The following is a 17002-nucleotide window of genomic DNA, read 5'->3' as shown; positions in this document are numbered from 1 at the left end:
ATTTGATTGGGAGCTTTTTTATATCTGTGAAACATCGAAGACTTGATAAATCCAAAAAAGTACCCATCTCTTTAATTAGTTATTTTTTTATTTGCTGTACTGGCTTTACTTTTATAAACTCTGTGCTGCACATTTTTTCAACCTTCTGAGATAGACGAAGCTTTGACATGAATCTACTTCTTATCGTGGTATTTGGCACAATTGCTGAAGTTTTAGTATGGATCGGCGTGGGCGACCTTGTGGGGAGTATGTGGTACGTATTCTTCTGGTTTATTATCGCCTTCTTTATCGGTCTAAATATTATGCGTTCAAGCACGTCAAGTATTATGCCGCAATTACAACAAATGCAAATGACAGGGCAGCTTGGTAGTGATCCAGCAGTAACGAAAAAGATAGCACTGGCCATGTCTGGTTTCTTATTAATGATTCCAGGATTGATTTCAGATGTGTTAGCTGTACTTGTGCTTATTCCTGCTGTTCAAACAGGTCTTCGTAATGCATTAATGAAAACCATGGCAAAACGTCAGCAAGCGATGATGGATCAAATGATGAATGGAATGGGTGGCGGTGCTGCAGGACAAAATCCTTTTGCTGATATGATGCGCCAAATGCAAGAGATGCAAAGACAGCAAGGTGGCGGTCAGTATCAAGATTCAACCATCATTGATGGTGAAGCAAGAGAAGTAAAACCAGAGCAAAAGAAAATTGAATTTAAAGATGTAAATTAAAATATAAACAAATGACAAAAGCACACTTCAAAATAGTGTGCTTTTTTATTGCTCATCTTTTGATTTAAGTGGCTTTTCTTCTGCTTCTGAGGTGGTTTTGGGGATTTGAGGTTGGTATTGGCTGGTTGTGAGCGTAGTAACTTTATTTTCCGATTGTTTGTAACTGCGACTACGATTGGCGCGCTCTCGAAATCCGCCTTTGTTAATCAGTTGGGTCATCAGATTTGATCCTGTAATCAAGTTTTAAAAAAGTATTTTAGCAAACAATTGCTTTGTAATCACATTGAGTACAGTTCTGTATGCAAGTCAAATATCACATAAAATTGTCATAAAATTTTGTTACTTTGATTTTACATCTGAGTAATCTTGATTGAATTCTTATTTTTTTTCTCATAGGATGAAGTTATGGTCGTAAAACTGCTACCAAATGAAAATAAAAAATAAGAAGTGGGAGGATAAATGATGTTATCTCAATATCATTGTGCGTGTTGTGACAAGGTTGTTGCATCGACAGACAAAGAGTGTCCATATTGCGGTTCACAACATATTCGTAGTCCATATGGCTTATGGATGTTTTGTATTGCTGCTTGTTTAGTTGTGGTGGTGATTGCCAAAGTTGTACATGTTTATGTTCAGCAGAACCATGAAGATCAAGTCATGCAAAAAAATTCACTATTTGAAATTTTTAAACATGAAAATACACATCCCAAAAACTAGATATTTTCACTAGGAATAAAAAAAGCTCACAGCTTGTACTGTGAGCTTTGAGCTACTCTAAGATTTGAGGATTACAATCCTGCGGCATCTTTTAGGATGTCAACTTTATCTGTTTTTTCCCATGTAAATGCAGTGTCAGAGCCTTCACGACCGAAATGACCATAAGCTGCTGTTTGTTTGTACATCGGTTGAATCAGATTTAGCATACGTGTAATGCCATAAGGACGTAAGTCAAAATGTTCACGAACCAATTGCACGATTAACTCGTCTGATACTTTGCCTGTATTAAAAGTATTGATCGAGATAGATGTCGGTTCTGCAACACCAATTGCATAACTTACTTGGATTTCACATTTGTCAGCTAAACCAGCGGCAACAATGTTTTTTGCAACATAACGACCAGCATAAGCAGCTGAACGGTCCACTTTCGATGGATCTTTACCAGAGAAAGCACCGCCGCCATGACGTGCCATACCGCCGTAGGTATCTACAATAATTTTACGACCAGTTAAACCACAGTCACCAACAGGACCGCCAATCACAAACATACCCGTTGGGTTGATGTGGAATTTAGTTCCAGCATGAAACATCTCAGCAGGAATGATTGGTTTAACAATTTCTTCAATCACTGCTTCTTTGAGTTGAATTTGTGAAATTTCGGGATCATGTTGAGTTGATAGTACAACTGCATCTAAGCGCACAGGTCTGCCATTTTCATAAGCAAATGTTACTTGGCTTTTCGCATCTGGACGTAACCAAGGTAGAGCACCTGAACGGCGTAATTCAGCTTGGCGTTCCATTAAACGGTGTGCATAAGAGATTGGAGCAGGCATGAGTACATCTGTCTCACGGCTTGCATAACCAAACATAAGACCTTGGTCACCAGCACCTTGATCTTCTGGCTTTTGACGATCAACACCTTGGGCGATCTCAGGAGATTGTTTACCGATCATGTTGATTACAGCACAGGTTGAACCATCAAAACCCAAATCTGAGTGGTGATAACCAATACCATTTACGGTTTGACGTACAATCGCTTCAAAGTCCACATTTGCAGTTGTTGTGATTTCACCAGCAAGAACAACAGCACCTGTTTTTACTAATGTTTCACAAGCGACACGCGCATACGGGTCTTCTTTTAGGATTGCATCTAAAATCGCATCACTAATCTGGTCAGCCATTTTATCTGGATGACCTTCGCTTACAGATTCTGAAGTAAAAACAGCATACTCGCGCATGAACGTCCTATCATTGGTATTTTCAAAAAGACAGAGTATGTTACATCGACTTGGCGGATAGGACTAGCATAAGCTGACCAAAAAGCATGAATTTATTTCATTTTCATTGTGTTTTTATTGATATGTGTATCAGAAAAACTAATATTAAAGCTTTAATTGATAAAGTTTTTCTGAATTGCTGATGTACTTTTTGAAAAAATACCTTTGAACAAATGTTTATCCTGTGAGCATTTACATAAAGAATTGTATTTGAACGATCAAAATATAAGAAATATCGTGTATTGCACTTTACCCCATCTTGTTTTTTTAAGACAATAGTCGCAGTTTTTGAAAGATGTTTTCTCATCTTCTTTTCTTATTGATTTAATCGGATTCTGACTTATGACAACCCCTTTAAATGAACGTCGTATTGCAAATGCAATTCGTGTCTTGGCTATGGATGCTGTGCAACAAGCAAACTCAGGGCATCCTGGTGCTCCAATGGGGATGGCAGATATCGCTGACGTAGTTTGGCGTGAATTTTTAAATCACAACCCGACAAATCCACAATGGGCAAACCGTGACCGTTTCGTATTGTCAAATGGTCATGGCTCAATGTTGCAATATGCGTTGTTACATTTGACGGGATATGATTTGTCTATTGAAGATTTAAAACAATTCCGTCAATTACACTCTAAAACTCCTGGTCATCCAGAATTAGGCTATGCACCGGGTATTGAAACGACAACTGGTCCGTTAGGTCAGGGTATTGCCAATGCAGTTGGTTTTGCTTTAGCTGAAAAAACTTTAGCTGCACAATTTAACAAAGATGGTTTAAACGTTGTTGATCACTTCACTTACTGTTTCTTAGGTGATGGCTGCTTGATGGAAGGTATTTCACATGAAGCATGTTCACTTGCAGGGACTTTAGGTCTTGGTAAGCTTGTTGTTTACTATGATGACAATGGTATTTCGATTGACGGTGAAGTTGAAGGTTGGTTTAGTGACGATACTGAACAGCGCTTTAATGCTTATGGCTGGCAAGTACTTCGTGTAGACGGGCATGATGCTGATGCAATTCGCCAAGCAACTGTTGAAGCGAAAGCAGAAAGCAATAAACCAACGATCATTATCTGTAAAACGATTATTGGTTTAGGTTCACCGAATAAACAAGGTAAAGAAGATTGCCACGGTGCACCACTTGGTAAAGATGAGATTGCTTTAACTCGTGAAGCATTGGGCTGGAAAGAAGATGCATTCGTAATTCCTGAAGATGTTTATGCAGCTTGGGATGCAAAAGCAAAAGGTCAAACTTCTGAAGCCGCTTGGAATGAATTGTTTGCTCAATACCAAGCAAAATATCCAACTGAAGCGGCTGAATTATTGCGTCGCATCAATGGTGATTTACCTGCTGATTTTGCTGAAAAAGCAGATGCTTTCATTGCTGAAACTAATGCTAAAGCTGAAACCATTGCGACACGTAAAGCAAGCCAAAATACATTGCAAGCATTTGGTCCATTACTTCCTGAATTATTGGGTGGTTCTGCTGATTTAGCTGGTTCTAACTTAACGCTTTGGAAAGGTTGCCAAGGCGTACAAGAAAATCCAGCGGGCAACTATGTTTACTATGGTGTTCGTGAATTCGGTATGACGGCAATTGCAAACGGTGTAGCTTTACACGGTGGTTTTGTTCCTTACGTTGCTACATTCTTGATGTTTATGGAATATGCACGTAATGCAGTGCGTATGTCAGCATTAATGAAGCAACGTGTGATTCATGTTTATACGCATGACTCAATTGGTTTAGGTGAAGATGGTCCTACGCATCAACCAATCGAACAAATTGCATCATTGCGCGGTACACCAAACTTAAATACTTGGCGTCCATGTGACACAGTTGAAGCTGCTGTTTCTTGGAAATCTGCGCTTGAGCGTAAAGATGGTCCGACAGCACTCATTTTCTCTCGTCAAAACTTACCATTCCAAGCACGTAATGAAGCTCAAATTCAAAACGTTGCAAAAGGTGGTTATGTGCTTGCTGAAGAAAAAGGTGAGTTGAAAGCAATCATCATTGCGACTGGTTCTGAAGTTTCATTGGCAATGGAAGCATATGCACAACTTGAAGGTGTGCGTGTAGTGTCTATGCCATGTGCTGAAGAATTCATGAAGCAAGATGCTGCATACCGTGAAGCTGTATTACCTGCACATATTCGTGCACGTGTAGCGGTTGAAGCTGCTCATGTGGATTACTGGTGGAAATTTGTTGGTTTAGATGGCAAAGTGATCGGTATGACCACTTACGGCGAATCTGCACCAGCAAAAGACTTGTTCCAGTTCTTCGGTATTACGACTGAAGCTGTTGTTGCTGCGGTTAAAGAACTGACTGCTTAATGATTAAGTGGTATAAAAAAGCGTCCTGATTAAGGACGCTTTTTTTTACATATTGAATTGAGTTTCTTAAAAACAATAGTGATAGAAAGTTAAAGAAATTATTAAATATTCTTTTGTTCTATAGGTGAATTATAATTATTATGAGTTACATATACCCACATTTATTTTCAATAATTTGTAGAATCGCTGCCAACCGTACTTATTATTTTGAGTGTGATGATTGGCGTTTAAAACTTAGAGAAGCTTTATTTGAACAAAGTACCATGGCTGATCTCGGTATAGGTTTTGATACAGAAATACTTTTTACAGAAGATCCAAAACAAAATTTATGTAAGTATCAACTACTTAAATATACAGACAATTTAATTCAGAGTTTGAAAGATATAGAAGATTTATCTGCTTGGCGATTCTTTGGGATAGAGTGTATTGATGAATATGAAACACGATCTTTAAAGTTGGCAAGCTTAGAGCTTGTTCAGTCTTTTGAAAAAACAGAAATTTTTCCACTACATAGGTCTAAAATTATAGAAATGATTAACATGCTTCTAATACATAAGTATGGTTATGAGTTAAGAAGCGTTGATGAAAAATATATTAAATTGGACGAGAAGCAGGGAGTATTCTACTGTCCAGATGACGAGAGTGAAGTGAATTGGTATGACTTAACGTATATGGTTATAAGTTTAGAAGCAAAACAAGTTATTCCTATAAATATATTGGATGAATTCAAATGTCAGGAACTGAATTATCAGTTTAATATTAGTTTTTTATAAATATGGTTTTTAAAATAAAAACCATATTTATATTGCTTACCCGATGCTTAATTCACTCTGAATCGAAATATTTGACGTTAATAACTTATGAATCGGGCAGCTTTCCGCGACTTTTAATAAACGTTTGTGCTGATCGTCAGTAAATTCACCTTTAAGCACAATTTTACGCTCGATATTGTTATGACCTGATTCAGGTTGACCATTTGGGTTTAAACTCAAATCAACTTGAACGTGGTCAAGTTTAATTCCTTTATGTTTAGCGTACATTTCCAAGGTAATGGTAGTGCAAGCACCTAAAGCAGAAAGTAAAAGCTGAACAGGGTTGGGTGCTGTATCTTGACCACCTTTATCAGCAGGCTCATCCGCATGCCATGTATGGCCAGATGCATCAGTCAGTGTTACGCGATAAGGGGTCAAAGTGCTTTCAGCTTGTACAGAATAAGTCATGATTTACCTTGTTGTTGGTATAAATGATTGAGCATATCTCAAAAGTGTTGCTTATTGGATGAAAATAAGGACATTAAAGCCCTTATTTTCAATGAGTTTGAGTATTTTATTAATAGCGCGCCTTGGCTAATAAGTTAGCATTATGATCTAAAAACTCAGCATCTAAGAAATGAGCTTTACCACCATGATGGATTACCGTCGATAATATATCATCTACTATATCATCAGTCGTCGTCGTACCAGTATCAAGTTCAACAGTAGACGTTGCTGAATCAATATTCGCTGGCTGTATGTAACCTTTTTTAATAAAGATTTGGTCAAGGCGACCCTCATTTGCAGCACGGTAAATTGATGATAAATCCTCAATCAATAAATTCTGACTCTTTGCTTGATTGATTTCAGTTTGAGCAACTTCCTGAAGTTTGGTTCGGTATAAATTTACTTGCTCTTGGGCTTCTTCAATAATCAGGCGTGCTTCTGCTTCTAAGTTTGCACTGTTAGTAACAGTGGCGACAATCGCATTTGGATTGTCACAGACTTGTTGATAGAAAGAGACGGTACGCTCATCACCAACGACAATAATTGGTAAAGGATTTTGTTTATAGACTTCCTGAACGCTTTTATCAACACGATTTAGAAACTCTTTGATATAGTTTTCTTCTTTCGTGGCATTTGAGCGATCATTTGAGCTCGTTGTATAAAGATGCGTGTTTTCTAATGGGAATTCTAATCCTTGAAGTTCATCTTCTTGATTAAACTCATGTACGAGCTGATCGTTAAATACTTCAAATAATCGCCCATTCATTCTTGAAACAATTACCATGTAATAATGCACAGAACTGTTCAATTCACGGAGAATGTCTCGTGTAGCAAAATGTTGATCAATAATGACTCGTGGTTTTACCTTGAAAGGGAAGTTGAAAATTTGAGTACTTTCAGGTGTTGAGAAGATTGCTAAAGTATCGAGATTATAATTGTGATCATGCTCCGAAAGCTCTTTCTCAATTTGCTCTAATAGCGTCTGAACTTCACGCTTATCATGGGCTTCAGATAAGCGAGTTTCTAATTCTTTTAGTGCATTTTTTAATGCAATTGCATCTTGCTGGTTATCTGGAAAAGTTCGATGTGTTGGAACAAAAATGCTGATCGCTGGATTGGCTTGAACCGTGTTTAATTGATCAAATACTTGTTGTAAATTCATGATGTTTCCTCTAAATGAAAATATTTAAAAATTTTTTAAAGGTGATTAATTTTTATAACATCGTTTGCTAAAAACCACGGTTAAAAAATGATAAGTTTTGTATAGCTCGAATTTGTGTAAGTTATGCTTTATTGTTGTTTGTGTGATTTATTTATCTATATAGATGTATAATCGTTGCAAAAATAAAACACTGTGTCATAAATCAACCGCAGTTTATTCCTGCACTTTTCTACTACAATCAATGAAATTTTGAAAAAATGATTCGAGGATGCCATGAACAGATTAAAAACGTTATCTCTAGGTGTATGTTTAGTATTAGGTTCAACACTAGTACAAGCGAAGGCTGTTGACTACAAAATTGATCCAACTCACACAGCGACTGTTTTTAGCTGGAACCATTTCGGTTTTTCTACACCAAGTGCAAATTTCACTGATATTCAAGGTGTAATTAAAGTTGATAATGCAAAACCAGAAAATTCTTCAGTAAATGTGACGATCCCAGTTAGCAGCGTAAATACAAATGTTGTTGCACTGGACAAAGAATTTCAAGAAGAAGCTTGGTTTAATGCAGCAAAATATCCAAACATCACTTTTAAAAGTACTAAAGTAGAAACTAAAGATAAAAAGCACTTCAAAATTACAGGTGATTTGACTGTTAAAGGTGTGACCAAGCCTGTGGTATTGGATGCAGTATTAAATAAACAGGGGGAGCATCCAATGGCAAAAGTTCCTGCGATTGGTTTTAATGCAACCACTTCATTTGATCGTTCAGCATTTGGTATTGGAAATTACGTACCGAATGTTGGTGACAAGATCACTGTAAATATTACAACTGAAGCAACTGCTGCTAAGTAATATTTAACAAATAATAAAAAGCTCAGGTGAATACCTGAGCTTTTTGTTTTGATGAAGAAAAATTTTAATGCTTAGCTCGATTATTCTGTCGCATTGAATGCATCTGAATATGTAACATTGCCTGTCGGTGTATGATCATAAAAAGGCAAAACTTGAAAATATTCAGCAGGCACACCATCCAGAATTAGTTTTGGATCTGCTTTAAATCCAAATCGACCATAATATTGAGGATCTCCAAGCAATACACAGCCCAAAGCGTCTAGATCTTTTAATGCTTCAAGGCCTGCATGTATTAACTTCGCTCCAACACCTTTACCCTGAAAATCAGGCAGTACCGAAATAGGCCCTAAACCATACCAGCCAGTTGTAGCATCTGATATTTGAACAGGCGAAAATGCAATATGCCCGATAACCTGATGATCACTTTCAGCAACCAGTGAAAGTGTTAGTTGGTTAGAATCTCTTAATGCATTTACAATGAACTGCTCTGTATGACTCGAATACTCCTCACGCTCAAAAGCTAATCGAGTTAAATCAAAAATAGCATTTATATCGGTTGGATTTTCATCACGAATAATTAGATTCATATTCATTTTCTCTTGAGTGTCTTGATCTAACATGTCACAAATTTGTTCGATCAAAGGTTTTATATTAACGATTGTCTAATTGGGGGCGCACTGATCTAAGCCCGTGTAAATTGATTTGATAGGGCTGTCCATTAAGTGATTTGATCAGTTTCTTCTTTTTTAACTTGTTGAATGTTTCAAGACTACAATCAGATAGCAAGAAACCTTCTCGGCTGTAACACTCTACAGCGATAGTTTGACCAGCGTCATTACGAAGTTTTACGATTTTTCCGCCTTTAGCTAAGACGTGTAATGTCCTTTGTTCGGACTTAGATAGGTTCATGTTGTATCCAGATATAAGTAATCATAAGCAAAGTTAAGCTTTTAAAAGCCAATAAAATCGCGTCGATAACCTATTTCAATATGCTATTGAAATACGATTATCAGATTACTGCTATCTCCAACATAAAATCCTCGATGAGAAGTAGATTGATACGAAATGTACCGAATGGAAATATTTTATAGAAACTGATAATAGAAGTAAATATCGATGTGCATATAGCCTATGCTTGAAAACCCGTTTTCAACACAAGTTGAACTATTATTTTTTCGAATTTTTTTCTTTAAGTTGTAAGTAGATTGGGATAGGTTTCTTTGCTTGCTTTTTCAGCATGAGTTTAATGTATAACGCAATCGCAAAGCACGCTGTTGCAACTGTAAGCATAAGGCTATTCATATAGCTCATTAGTGAACTTACATAACCAATCGTCGTTAGTCTTCGTTGCATACGCTCAACTTGGGTACTGGATTCAATGCCTGTAATCGCCCAAGTACATAGGTGTTCGCAATTATTGATAATTAAATGGTAGTTGTTTTCATGCATCCGCGAGCGCATCCGTTTTACGACAACTTTTGCTTTATATCGAGGCGAAGGGTAATGGCGAATGTAAATGGGTTTACCTCGAGCAAAACGCTGAAGGGTAGTCATTTCAATGGGATGTTTTTTAAAGATATGAGCAAAACCAGAGTAATGGATCACACGTCCACGACCTGCATAAATTCCATGATGGCTATAGCCAAAATGTTTCACAATGAGATGCGCGCCGAGCGGAAAGCGTCGATGTTTTTGTTGCATGCGGATACAAGATCTTTGTATTTACACTTGTATTCTAATCAAAAACACTGAATCAATCGAGTAACTTTATGGTTTGAATGGCCTGAATATGTTTGGAGATTGTATCTGGATTTTTGCGTTATATTGTTAATTGAGAAGATTGTATTTATTCAAAATAGAGATGCGTATGAGAGCTGGTTTCCCGATATTACTTACATTATTGGCTATGCCGAATGCTTTTGCTATGCAGCATCACGTTTATCAATTTGAACGTGTTAATTATAGCGTGGTAGAGGTTCAAGACCTCAATGTGTTGAAGCTCTATTTAAAAAGCCCAAAAACTAATCGTTATTATCACAAGTTTTCTAATATTCAAAGTGAGTTGCAAGCGTGCGAGCGTTTAGACTTTGCCATGAATGCAGGCATGTATCATCCAGATTTTCAACCTGTTGGCTTATATATAGAAGATGGAAATGAAGTGGTTGCATTAAATGAAGATCGTGGTTTTGGAAATTTCTTTATGCAGCCCAATGGCGTGTTGGCTTGGAATCAAACACAAGCAATCATAAAAACAACATCTGAATATAAGCAGCAAGGTTTTGATGCCATATATGCAACTCAGTCTGGACCTATGTTGATTTATGATGGAAAGATAAATCCTAAATTTTTACCCAACTCGAACTCTTTGAAAGTTCGTAATGGTGTGGGTATTAAAGACAATACATTGTATTTCGTCATATCACAGCAACGTGTGAGTTTTTATCAGTTTGCACAATTTTTCAAACAGCAATTGTTAGCAGAGAATGCTTTATACCTTGATGGTTCTATTTCAAGTTTCTATTCTGCAAAAACTAAACAGCATGATCGCATGATGAACTTAGGGCCGATTGTGGCAGGTGTGAAGGGGGATCAATGTAGATAGTACCTAATCCCTTTATAATAAAAGGGATTAGGTTTTGTTTTATTGAATTGGTGGGTTGATCATTTCAAGAAGCTCTTTACGGCTGTAGCCTCGAGAAATAAGTACCTTTTTGATGCCTTTAATTACGTCTTCGTCTGTTGCTTTAACCAGAGCTTCCAATAATTGTTCGTTTGTTTTACATGAGCAATCATTTTCGACGCAAGCAATTTGATTCTTATGTTCATTGTGCTGTTGTTCAGCAGAGAACAGTTTTTCCCAAAAACTCATAGAGCCTTTCATATTCGGTTTAACATAGATCGAAATATAATCAATCTAAAATAAAATACAAGCCAGAAACAGTGATAAAAGCAGCAGTTAGACTCTGATTTTTCCGATGGTAATTGGTGAAATCAACGAAAATATGACATTGTTATGACTTGATATTTAAAGAATAATATTTTTTGTTTTTAAAAGTATTTAGAAATTAAAGAGTTAAAATTCTCTTTAATTTCTAATGTTACATTGACATAAATTGTTTAAATTTTTTCGAGCAAAACACCTGACTCAATATGGTGTGTAAATGGGAATTGATCGAATAAAGCAAATTTGCTGATACGGTGGGTTTGAGCCAAAGTTTTTAAATTATCATGCAGCGTGTCAGGGTTGCAGGATATATAGATAATTCGTTCGAATCCTTGCATAAGTGTCAAAGTTGCATCATCAATGCCCGCACGTGGTGGATCAACAAAGATCGTATCAAACTGGTAGCTTTGAATGTCTATATTTGCTTCTTGTAAGCGTCTAAACTCACGCTCACCTTCATAGGCTTGAGTAAATTCTTCAGCTGAAAGACGTGCAACTTGGATATTTTCAATCTGATTTTGTTCAATATTCCATTGTGCTGCATAGACTGAGCTTTTTGCGAGTTCTGTTGCAAGAACACGATTAAATTTTAAGGACAGAGGCAGAGTAAAATTGCCATTACCACAATACAATTCTAATAAATCTTTTTGTGAGTTTTGTGCTGCATCACACGCCCATTCAAGCATATGTTTGCAAACTTGTGCATTCGGTTGGGTAAAACTACTTTCGATTTGTTTGTATTTAAATATGCGTCCATGAACATTGAGTTGTTCAACAACATAGTCATCACCAACAATCACTTTTTGACCGCGGCTACGACCCATAATTTTAATGTTTAACTTTTCAGCTAAAGTTTTTGCAGCAGCTTCCCACTCACTATCTAAACGACGATGATAGATGAGCGTCACTAACATTTCTCCGCTTAAGGTTGCGAGAAAGTCCGCTTCAAAAATACGTTGTGATAAGATTGGGACTGCTTTTAATTCCTCTAATAGGCGAGGCATTAAGTCATTAATGCTTTGGTCGGCAATAGGAAACTCATTAATACGGATAACAGTTTTTTGTTTACCATCTTCAGCACGTTCAAACATGGCATAGAACAGATCATCATCAGTATGCCACAGACGAAATTCGGCACGCATACGGAAATGTTGTTCAGGTGATTGAAATACTTCTAAAGCAGGGGGATTGAACGGTGCAAATTGTGCAGTAATTCGTTCAACTTTCTCTTGAAGTTGCTGTTGATAAGATACGGTCATAACTACCAAAAATACAAAACAAATTTAGCTGTGAATGGTAACAAAAAAGCTGCATGAGGTGCAGGGAAATTGCGAGTTTCATTTATTTAATATCGTTATTCATCTTTAACACTCTTTGGATAAATTCAGCTTTTAATTCACGGTATCGATCTTGGGGGATTCCTGTGCAACTGCGCTTTAAAGCATTATATTGCTCAACAAGATCAGGTGATTCTTTTAACCTATCTCGGAAAATTAAAAAAAATCTAAATACTGATCCACTCGTAACAATTTGAAGAGCGACATCATTATCTAATGATTCCAGCATACAAAGTTCATTGGTACGCAAGGTATCAAGCTTTTCTTTAAAATTGAGTTTTTTAAGATTATCAATTGTTTCTAAGAAGTATTTTTGAGGAATTTCAATATAAATATCTAAGTCACCTTTTGAAACAGCGTTAGGGATTGCAGATGAACCTATGTGTTCAACGATTGCGTATGGGGTAAGGTTAAGTATTTGATTTTTGTATTTTTCAAAAAGTTGTTGGCAATGCTGTTGGTATTGATCGGGTGGAAAGAATTGCATATAGACGTTCTCATTTTTGTGAATAGCTTTAAGTCTAGAAAGTAATAAAAAACCCGAACCATGTAAACATGATTCGGGCTAGGAGATTGAGGACTAAAACTAGTCTTCAGATAAAGTCATCAAACTTGCATTACCGCCTGCTGCTGCAGTATTTACGCTAATGGCACGTTCGATGACGAGGCGTTCTAATGGAATCTGCTCACCTGTTTGAAGATGAGTAATACCAACGATAGCTCCTGAACGATTCGCAATTTTATGCTGTAAGGTTTGAAGCTGTTCTACTGAACCTTGATGTAATACAGCATCAAAGTGATCTGTTTCAACACGTGCAATGACTTTAATTGCGGCTAAAACTTCTTTTGGTAAAGATGCTTGATATTTAGCCAAGAATACGTTGTCTTTTAGCACTGCTGCTGAACTACCAACTGCAAAAATTGCAAGAAGTTGTTGTAGCTGAGCTGCTTCATCATTGGCAATTGAAAGCACACGATGACGAGGTAAGATAATGTATTGGTTGCTTTCACCCGTAGGGCCTTGCAACTCATAGAACTTACCTACACCAAATGCAGGAATCGTTGCAATTGCTTGAGGCATATTTTGGTTTGCCCAAGACAATAAGCTTTGATAAGCAACATTTGATACCGCATCAAATTGAGAAATTTCTGCCTTCACCGCAAATGGTATAGCCAATACTTTCTCAGAACAATGTTCCATCAAACGGTACATATAAAGTGGGCCGCCTGCTTTCGGACCAGTACCAGATAAGCCTTCACCACCAAATGGTTGTACACCTACCACTGCACCCACGATATTGCGGTTAATATATAAGTTACCTACTTCCGCACGTTGGATCACAGTATTGATGGTTTCATCGATACGTGTGTGTAGACCCATGGTTAAGCCATAACCTTTGGCATTGATTCGATCGATCAATTGCTCAAGTTCACCATACTTATACGTGATGATGTGCAATACAGGACCAAATACTTCACGCTCAAGGTCATCAAGGTTTGGTAATTCAATCGCAGTTGGCGGTACAAAAGTCCCTTGCGTAAGTGTTTGTTGGCTTGCAGTATCGTTAAACATCAATTGATGAACAGGGTAACCCTTAGATTTCATCTTTTGGATGTGGGTATCGATGGTTTGTTTTGCTTCAGTGTCGATTACAGGACCAATGTCAGTTTTTAAGATCGCAGGGTTACCGACGATCAACTGTTGCATTGCGCCTTTTAACATTTTGATGACGGTTGCCGCGCTATCTTCTTGTACGCACAAGATACGAAGTGCAGAACAGCGTTGACCCGCACTGTCAAATGCAGAACTTACAACATCTAGAACCACTTGTTCAGTAAGTGCTGAAGAATCCACGATCATCGCATTTTGACCACCAGTTTCCGCGATTAACGGGATAGGCTGACCATTTGGAGATAAGCGTTTTGCCACAGTCTTTTGCAAGATTTTTGCAACTTCGGTAGAACCTGTGAACATGATGCCTTGAATACGATCATCTTGGCTCAGTTGAGCACCTACAGTTTCACCACGACCAGGAAGGAGTTGAACAGCGCCATGTGGTACGCCAGCTTCCCACAAAATTTGGACAGCTTGTGCTGCAATAAGTGGTGTTTGTTCTGCTGGTTTAGCAATTACACAGTTACCGCTTACTAATGCTGCTGCAATCTGACCAGAGAAAATTGCAAGAGGGAAGTTCCATGGGCTGATACAAAGAACGGTACCTAATGGTTTTACTTGTGCATGTGCAGGTAAATTCTCAATTTGAGTTGCGTAGTAACGTAAGAAGTCTACTGCTTCACGTACTTCAGCAATTGCATTGGCATAAGTTTTACCACTTTCACGGCAGAGTAAAACCATCAATTCCTGAATACGAGCTTCCATCAAATCAGCTGCACGTTTTAAGCAAGCTGCACGTTCAGTTTTATTTGTTGCAGCCCAACTTTGCTGTGCTTGTACTGCTGCTTCAAGTGCAAGTTGTACATCAGCACTCGTTGCTTCATTCACATAGCCCACAATTTCACTGTTTTGTGCAGGGTTTGTAATTGCAATGGCATTACTTTCATCGTGAACAGTGGATTCAAAGCCCAGTAACGGTGTGCTTTTCCAAATGTGGTGACGTAGCTTCTGTGCTGTTGCATTTAGATCAGCAAGTGGCGTGTCATTATTTAGGTCAAAACCATTTGAGTTTGGACGCAATGGGTATAAATCATGTGGAAGAGGAATTGCTGGATGTTTTAATCCGAGCTGGCCTTCTTCTTTTGCAGCAGTTTGAATGTCTTTGATCGGTGATTGGATTAAATCATCAACTTTCAATGTTTTGTCTGCGATACGGTTTACAAACGATGTATTTGCGCCATTTTCAAGCAAACGGCGGACTAGATAAGCCAACAATGTTTCATGGTTACCTACAGGCGCGTAAACACGACAAGGAATACCGAGTTTATTATCTTCTTTTGAACCTACGACTTGCTCGTACAACGGTTCACCCATTCCATGCAAGCATTGGAATTCGTATTGACCAGGGTAGTATTTGCTTGGATCAGCAAGATTGTAGATCGTCGCAAGTGATTGCGCGTTGTGTGTTGCAAATTGTGGATATACTTGATCTGGTGCAGCAAGAAGTTTCTTCGCACAAGCGATGTATGACAAATCGGTGTGTACTTTACGGGTAAACACAGGGTAGTCAGTCATACCGTCAATTTGAGCTTTCTTGATCTCGCTGTCCCAATATGCACCTTTCACCAAACGGATCATCAAGCGTTTGTTACTGCGTTTAGCAAGGTCAACGATATAATCAACCACATAGAAACAACGCTTTTGATAAGCCTGAATAACGAAACCAATTCCTTTCCAATTGGCAAGTTTTGGCTCAAAACATAAACGCTCAAGTAATTCGAGTGAAATTTCTAAACGTTCAGATTCTTCAGCATCGATGTTTAAGCCGATATCATATTGTTTTGCTAAGCATGCAAGCTCAAAAACTTTGTTATAAAGTTCGTGATGAACACGGTCAATTTGGGCACGTTGGTAACGTGGGTGCAAAGCAGAAAGCTTAATTGAGATACCAGGACCGTCATATACACCACGGCCATTTGATGCTTTGCCAATTGCATGAATCGCTTGAGTGTAGTCGTTGTAGTAACGTTCAGCATCATGTTCAGTAAGTGCTGCTTCACCTAGCATATCATACGAGTAGCGGAAACCTTTGTGTTCTAATGGTTTAGCATGTTCAAGTGCTTCTTCGATGGTTTCACCAGTTACAAACTGTTCGCCCATCATACGCATGGCAACATCCACCGCTTTACGAATGATACCGCGACCACTACGTGCCAGAAGTCCAGTTAAAACACTAGATAAACTCGTTTGCTTTGGCGTTTCCATCAGTTTGCCTGTGAGCATCAAGCCCCAAGCAGCAGCATTAACGAACATGAGGTTACTTTGACCGACATGGTCTTTCCAGTTACCTTGGTTGATTTTGTCACGAATCAATAAATCACGTGTCGCTGTATCTGGAATACGAAGCAATGCTTCAGCCAAACACATGAGTGCAACACCTTCTTGAGAAGAAAGCGAAAATTCTTGAAGTAGACCTTGAACGATACCCGCTTTACCAGCTGAGCTTTTACGCTCACGTAAATTGTTTGCTAAGTTAAATGCGAGATCATAAATTTTTTGATCAAGATCAGGGGAGATATTCGCAGCTTCAGCAAGTTCTGCCACTGATTCAGGTTCTGCACGTCGCCAAGCAGTATTAATGCGTTGCTCAAACTCACTTTTTTCTTTAAATTCGGTGATGTAAGCACCGCTATTTTGAGTTGTGTCCATGTCTAGGCGGGTATCCAAAGTATTCATGCTAAATTCCGATAACAATCTTGAAGTTCTATCGATATTTG

General features: G+C 38.0%; 17 protein-coding genes. 6 read left to right on the top strand and 11 right to left on the bottom strand.

The genetic code is table 11. The features are described 5' to 3' along the window. Positions 1-167: 167 nt before the first annotated feature. Complete coding sequence (locus DS737_RS09215; protein ID WP_075315694.1) at positions 168-728, top strand: FxsA family protein; 561 nt, start codon at positions 168-170, stop codon at positions 726-728. 45 nt (positions 729-773) lie between these two features. On the opposite strand, the gene DS737_RS16175 is transcribed toward DS737_RS09215, so the two are convergent. Continuing rightward, entirely contained in the window at positions 774-947 is a 174-nt protein-coding gene (locus tag DS737_RS16175; RefSeq protein WP_004638813.1) for a hypothetical protein, read from the bottom strand. A 240-nt stretch (positions 948-1187) separates the two neighbouring features. Here DS737_RS16175 and DS737_RS09210 point away from each other — a divergent pair, with 240 nt between their 5' ends. Continuing rightward, the gene (locus tag DS737_RS09210) at positions 1188-1445 is read left to right on the top strand and encodes a hypothetical protein (RefSeq protein ID WP_171055746.1); all 258 of its coding nucleotides are present in this window, start codon (positions 1188-1190) and stop codon (positions 1443-1445) included. A 71-nt stretch (positions 1446-1516) separates the two neighbouring features. On the opposite strand, the gene metK is transcribed toward DS737_RS09210, so the two are convergent. After that, the gene (metK, locus tag DS737_RS09205) at positions 1517-2683 is read right to left on the bottom strand and encodes a methionine adenosyltransferase (protein WP_004638816.1); all 1167 of its coding nucleotides are present in this window, start codon (positions 2681-2683) and stop codon (positions 1517-1519) included. Positions 2684-3064: 381 nt separating this feature from the next. On the opposite strand from metK, the gene tkt reads away from it, so the two are divergent. Both tkt and DS737_RS09195 read left to right on the top strand, forming a co-directional pair. Continuing rightward, entirely contained in the window at positions 3065-5053 is a 1989-nt protein-coding gene (gene tkt, locus DS737_RS09200; RefSeq protein ID WP_075315500.1) for a transketolase, read from the top strand. Positions 5054-5193: 140 nt separating this feature from the next. Next, positions 5194-5826, top strand: a complete 633-nt coding sequence (locus DS737_RS09195; protein ID WP_004638821.1) for a hypothetical protein — start codon at positions 5194-5196, stop codon at positions 5824-5826. Positions 5827-5862: 36 nt separating this feature from the next. Here the strand turns inward: DS737_RS09195 and DS737_RS09190 are convergent, their stop codons facing one another. Together DS737_RS09190 and DS737_RS09185 are read right to left on the bottom strand one after the other, a co-directional pair. Continuing rightward, entirely contained in the window at positions 5863-6273 is a 411-nt protein-coding gene (locus DS737_RS09190; protein ID WP_113997369.1) for an OsmC family protein, read from the bottom strand. Positions 6274-6382: 109 nt separating this feature from the next. Continuing rightward, on the bottom strand, positions 6383-7474 hold the full coding sequence (locus tag DS737_RS09185) for an AOC03_06830 family ribosome hibernation factor (RefSeq protein WP_113997368.1): 1092 nt from the start codon (positions 7472-7474) through the stop codon (positions 6383-6385). 273 nt (positions 7475-7747) lie between these two features. Between DS737_RS09185 and DS737_RS09180 the strand changes: the two genes are divergently transcribed. Continuing rightward, the gene (locus DS737_RS09180; protein ID WP_004638828.1) at positions 7748-8329 is read left to right on the top strand and encodes a YceI family protein; all 582 of its coding nucleotides are present in this window, start codon (positions 7748-7750) and stop codon (positions 8327-8329) included. Positions 8330-8409: 80 nt separating this feature from the next. Here the strand turns inward: DS737_RS09180 and DS737_RS09175 are convergent, their stop codons facing one another. From DS737_RS09175 to DS737_RS09165, 3 genes are all read right to left on the bottom strand, one after another. Further along, positions 8410-8949 carry a GNAT family N-acetyltransferase gene (locus DS737_RS09175; RefSeq protein WP_005080999.1) on the bottom strand — a complete coding sequence of 180 codons (540 nt, stop codon included), beginning with the start codon at positions 8947-8949 and terminating at the stop codon, positions 8410-8412. A gap of 31 nt (positions 8950-8980) precedes the next feature. Further along, positions 8981-9238 (bottom strand): YjhX family toxin, encoded by a 258-nt coding sequence (locus DS737_RS09170; protein WP_004638831.1) that lies wholly within the window; start codon positions 9236-9238, stop codon positions 8981-8983. A 258-nt stretch (positions 9239-9496) separates the two neighbouring features. After that, entirely contained in the window at positions 9497-10030 is a 534-nt protein-coding gene (locus DS737_RS09165) for a lecithin retinol acyltransferase family protein (RefSeq protein WP_004638832.1), read from the bottom strand. Positions 10031-10196: 166 nt separating this feature from the next. Between DS737_RS09165 and DS737_RS09160 the strand changes: the two genes are divergently transcribed. Next, positions 10197-10931 carry a phosphodiester glycosidase family protein gene (locus DS737_RS09160; protein ID WP_113997367.1) on the top strand — a complete coding sequence of 245 codons (735 nt, stop codon included), beginning with the start codon at positions 10197-10199 and terminating at the stop codon, positions 10929-10931. Between the two features lie 39 nt (positions 10932-10970). Here DS737_RS09160 and DS737_RS09155 read toward each other — a convergent pair whose 3' ends face one another. From DS737_RS09155 to putA, 4 genes are all read right to left on the bottom strand, one after another. Then, positions 10971-11198: a hypothetical protein gene (locus tag DS737_RS09155; protein WP_113997366.1), complete on the bottom strand. Its 228-nt coding sequence runs from the start codon at positions 11196-11198 to the stop codon at positions 10971-10973. Positions 11199-11446: 248 nt separating this feature from the next. Further along, complete coding sequence (gene trmA, locus DS737_RS09150; RefSeq protein WP_113997365.1) at positions 11447-12532, bottom strand: tRNA (uridine(54)-C5)-methyltransferase TrmA; 1086 nt, start codon at positions 12530-12532, stop codon at positions 11447-11449. Positions 12533-12614: 82 nt separating this feature from the next. Further along, the gene (locus DS737_RS09145) at positions 12615-13097 is read right to left on the bottom strand and encodes a GrpB family protein (RefSeq protein ID WP_004638840.1); all 483 of its coding nucleotides are present in this window, start codon (positions 13095-13097) and stop codon (positions 12615-12617) included. 99 nt (positions 13098-13196) lie between these two features. Continuing rightward, the gene (gene putA, locus DS737_RS09140; protein WP_113997364.1) at positions 13197-16961 is read right to left on the bottom strand and encodes a trifunctional transcriptional regulator/proline dehydrogenase/L-glutamate gamma-semialdehyde dehydrogenase; all 3765 of its coding nucleotides are present in this window, start codon (positions 16959-16961) and stop codon (positions 13197-13199) included. Between the last annotated feature and the right edge of the window lie 41 nt (positions 16962-17002).

Origin of the sequence: Acinetobacter haemolyticus, assembly GCF_003323815.1 — a bacterium.
GTDB lineage: Bacteria > Pseudomonadota > Gammaproteobacteria > Pseudomonadales > Moraxellaceae > Acinetobacter > Acinetobacter haemolyticus.
The sequence above is the reverse complement of the archived record's forward strand: the minus strand, read 5'-3'. Positions and strand labels throughout refer to the sequence as shown.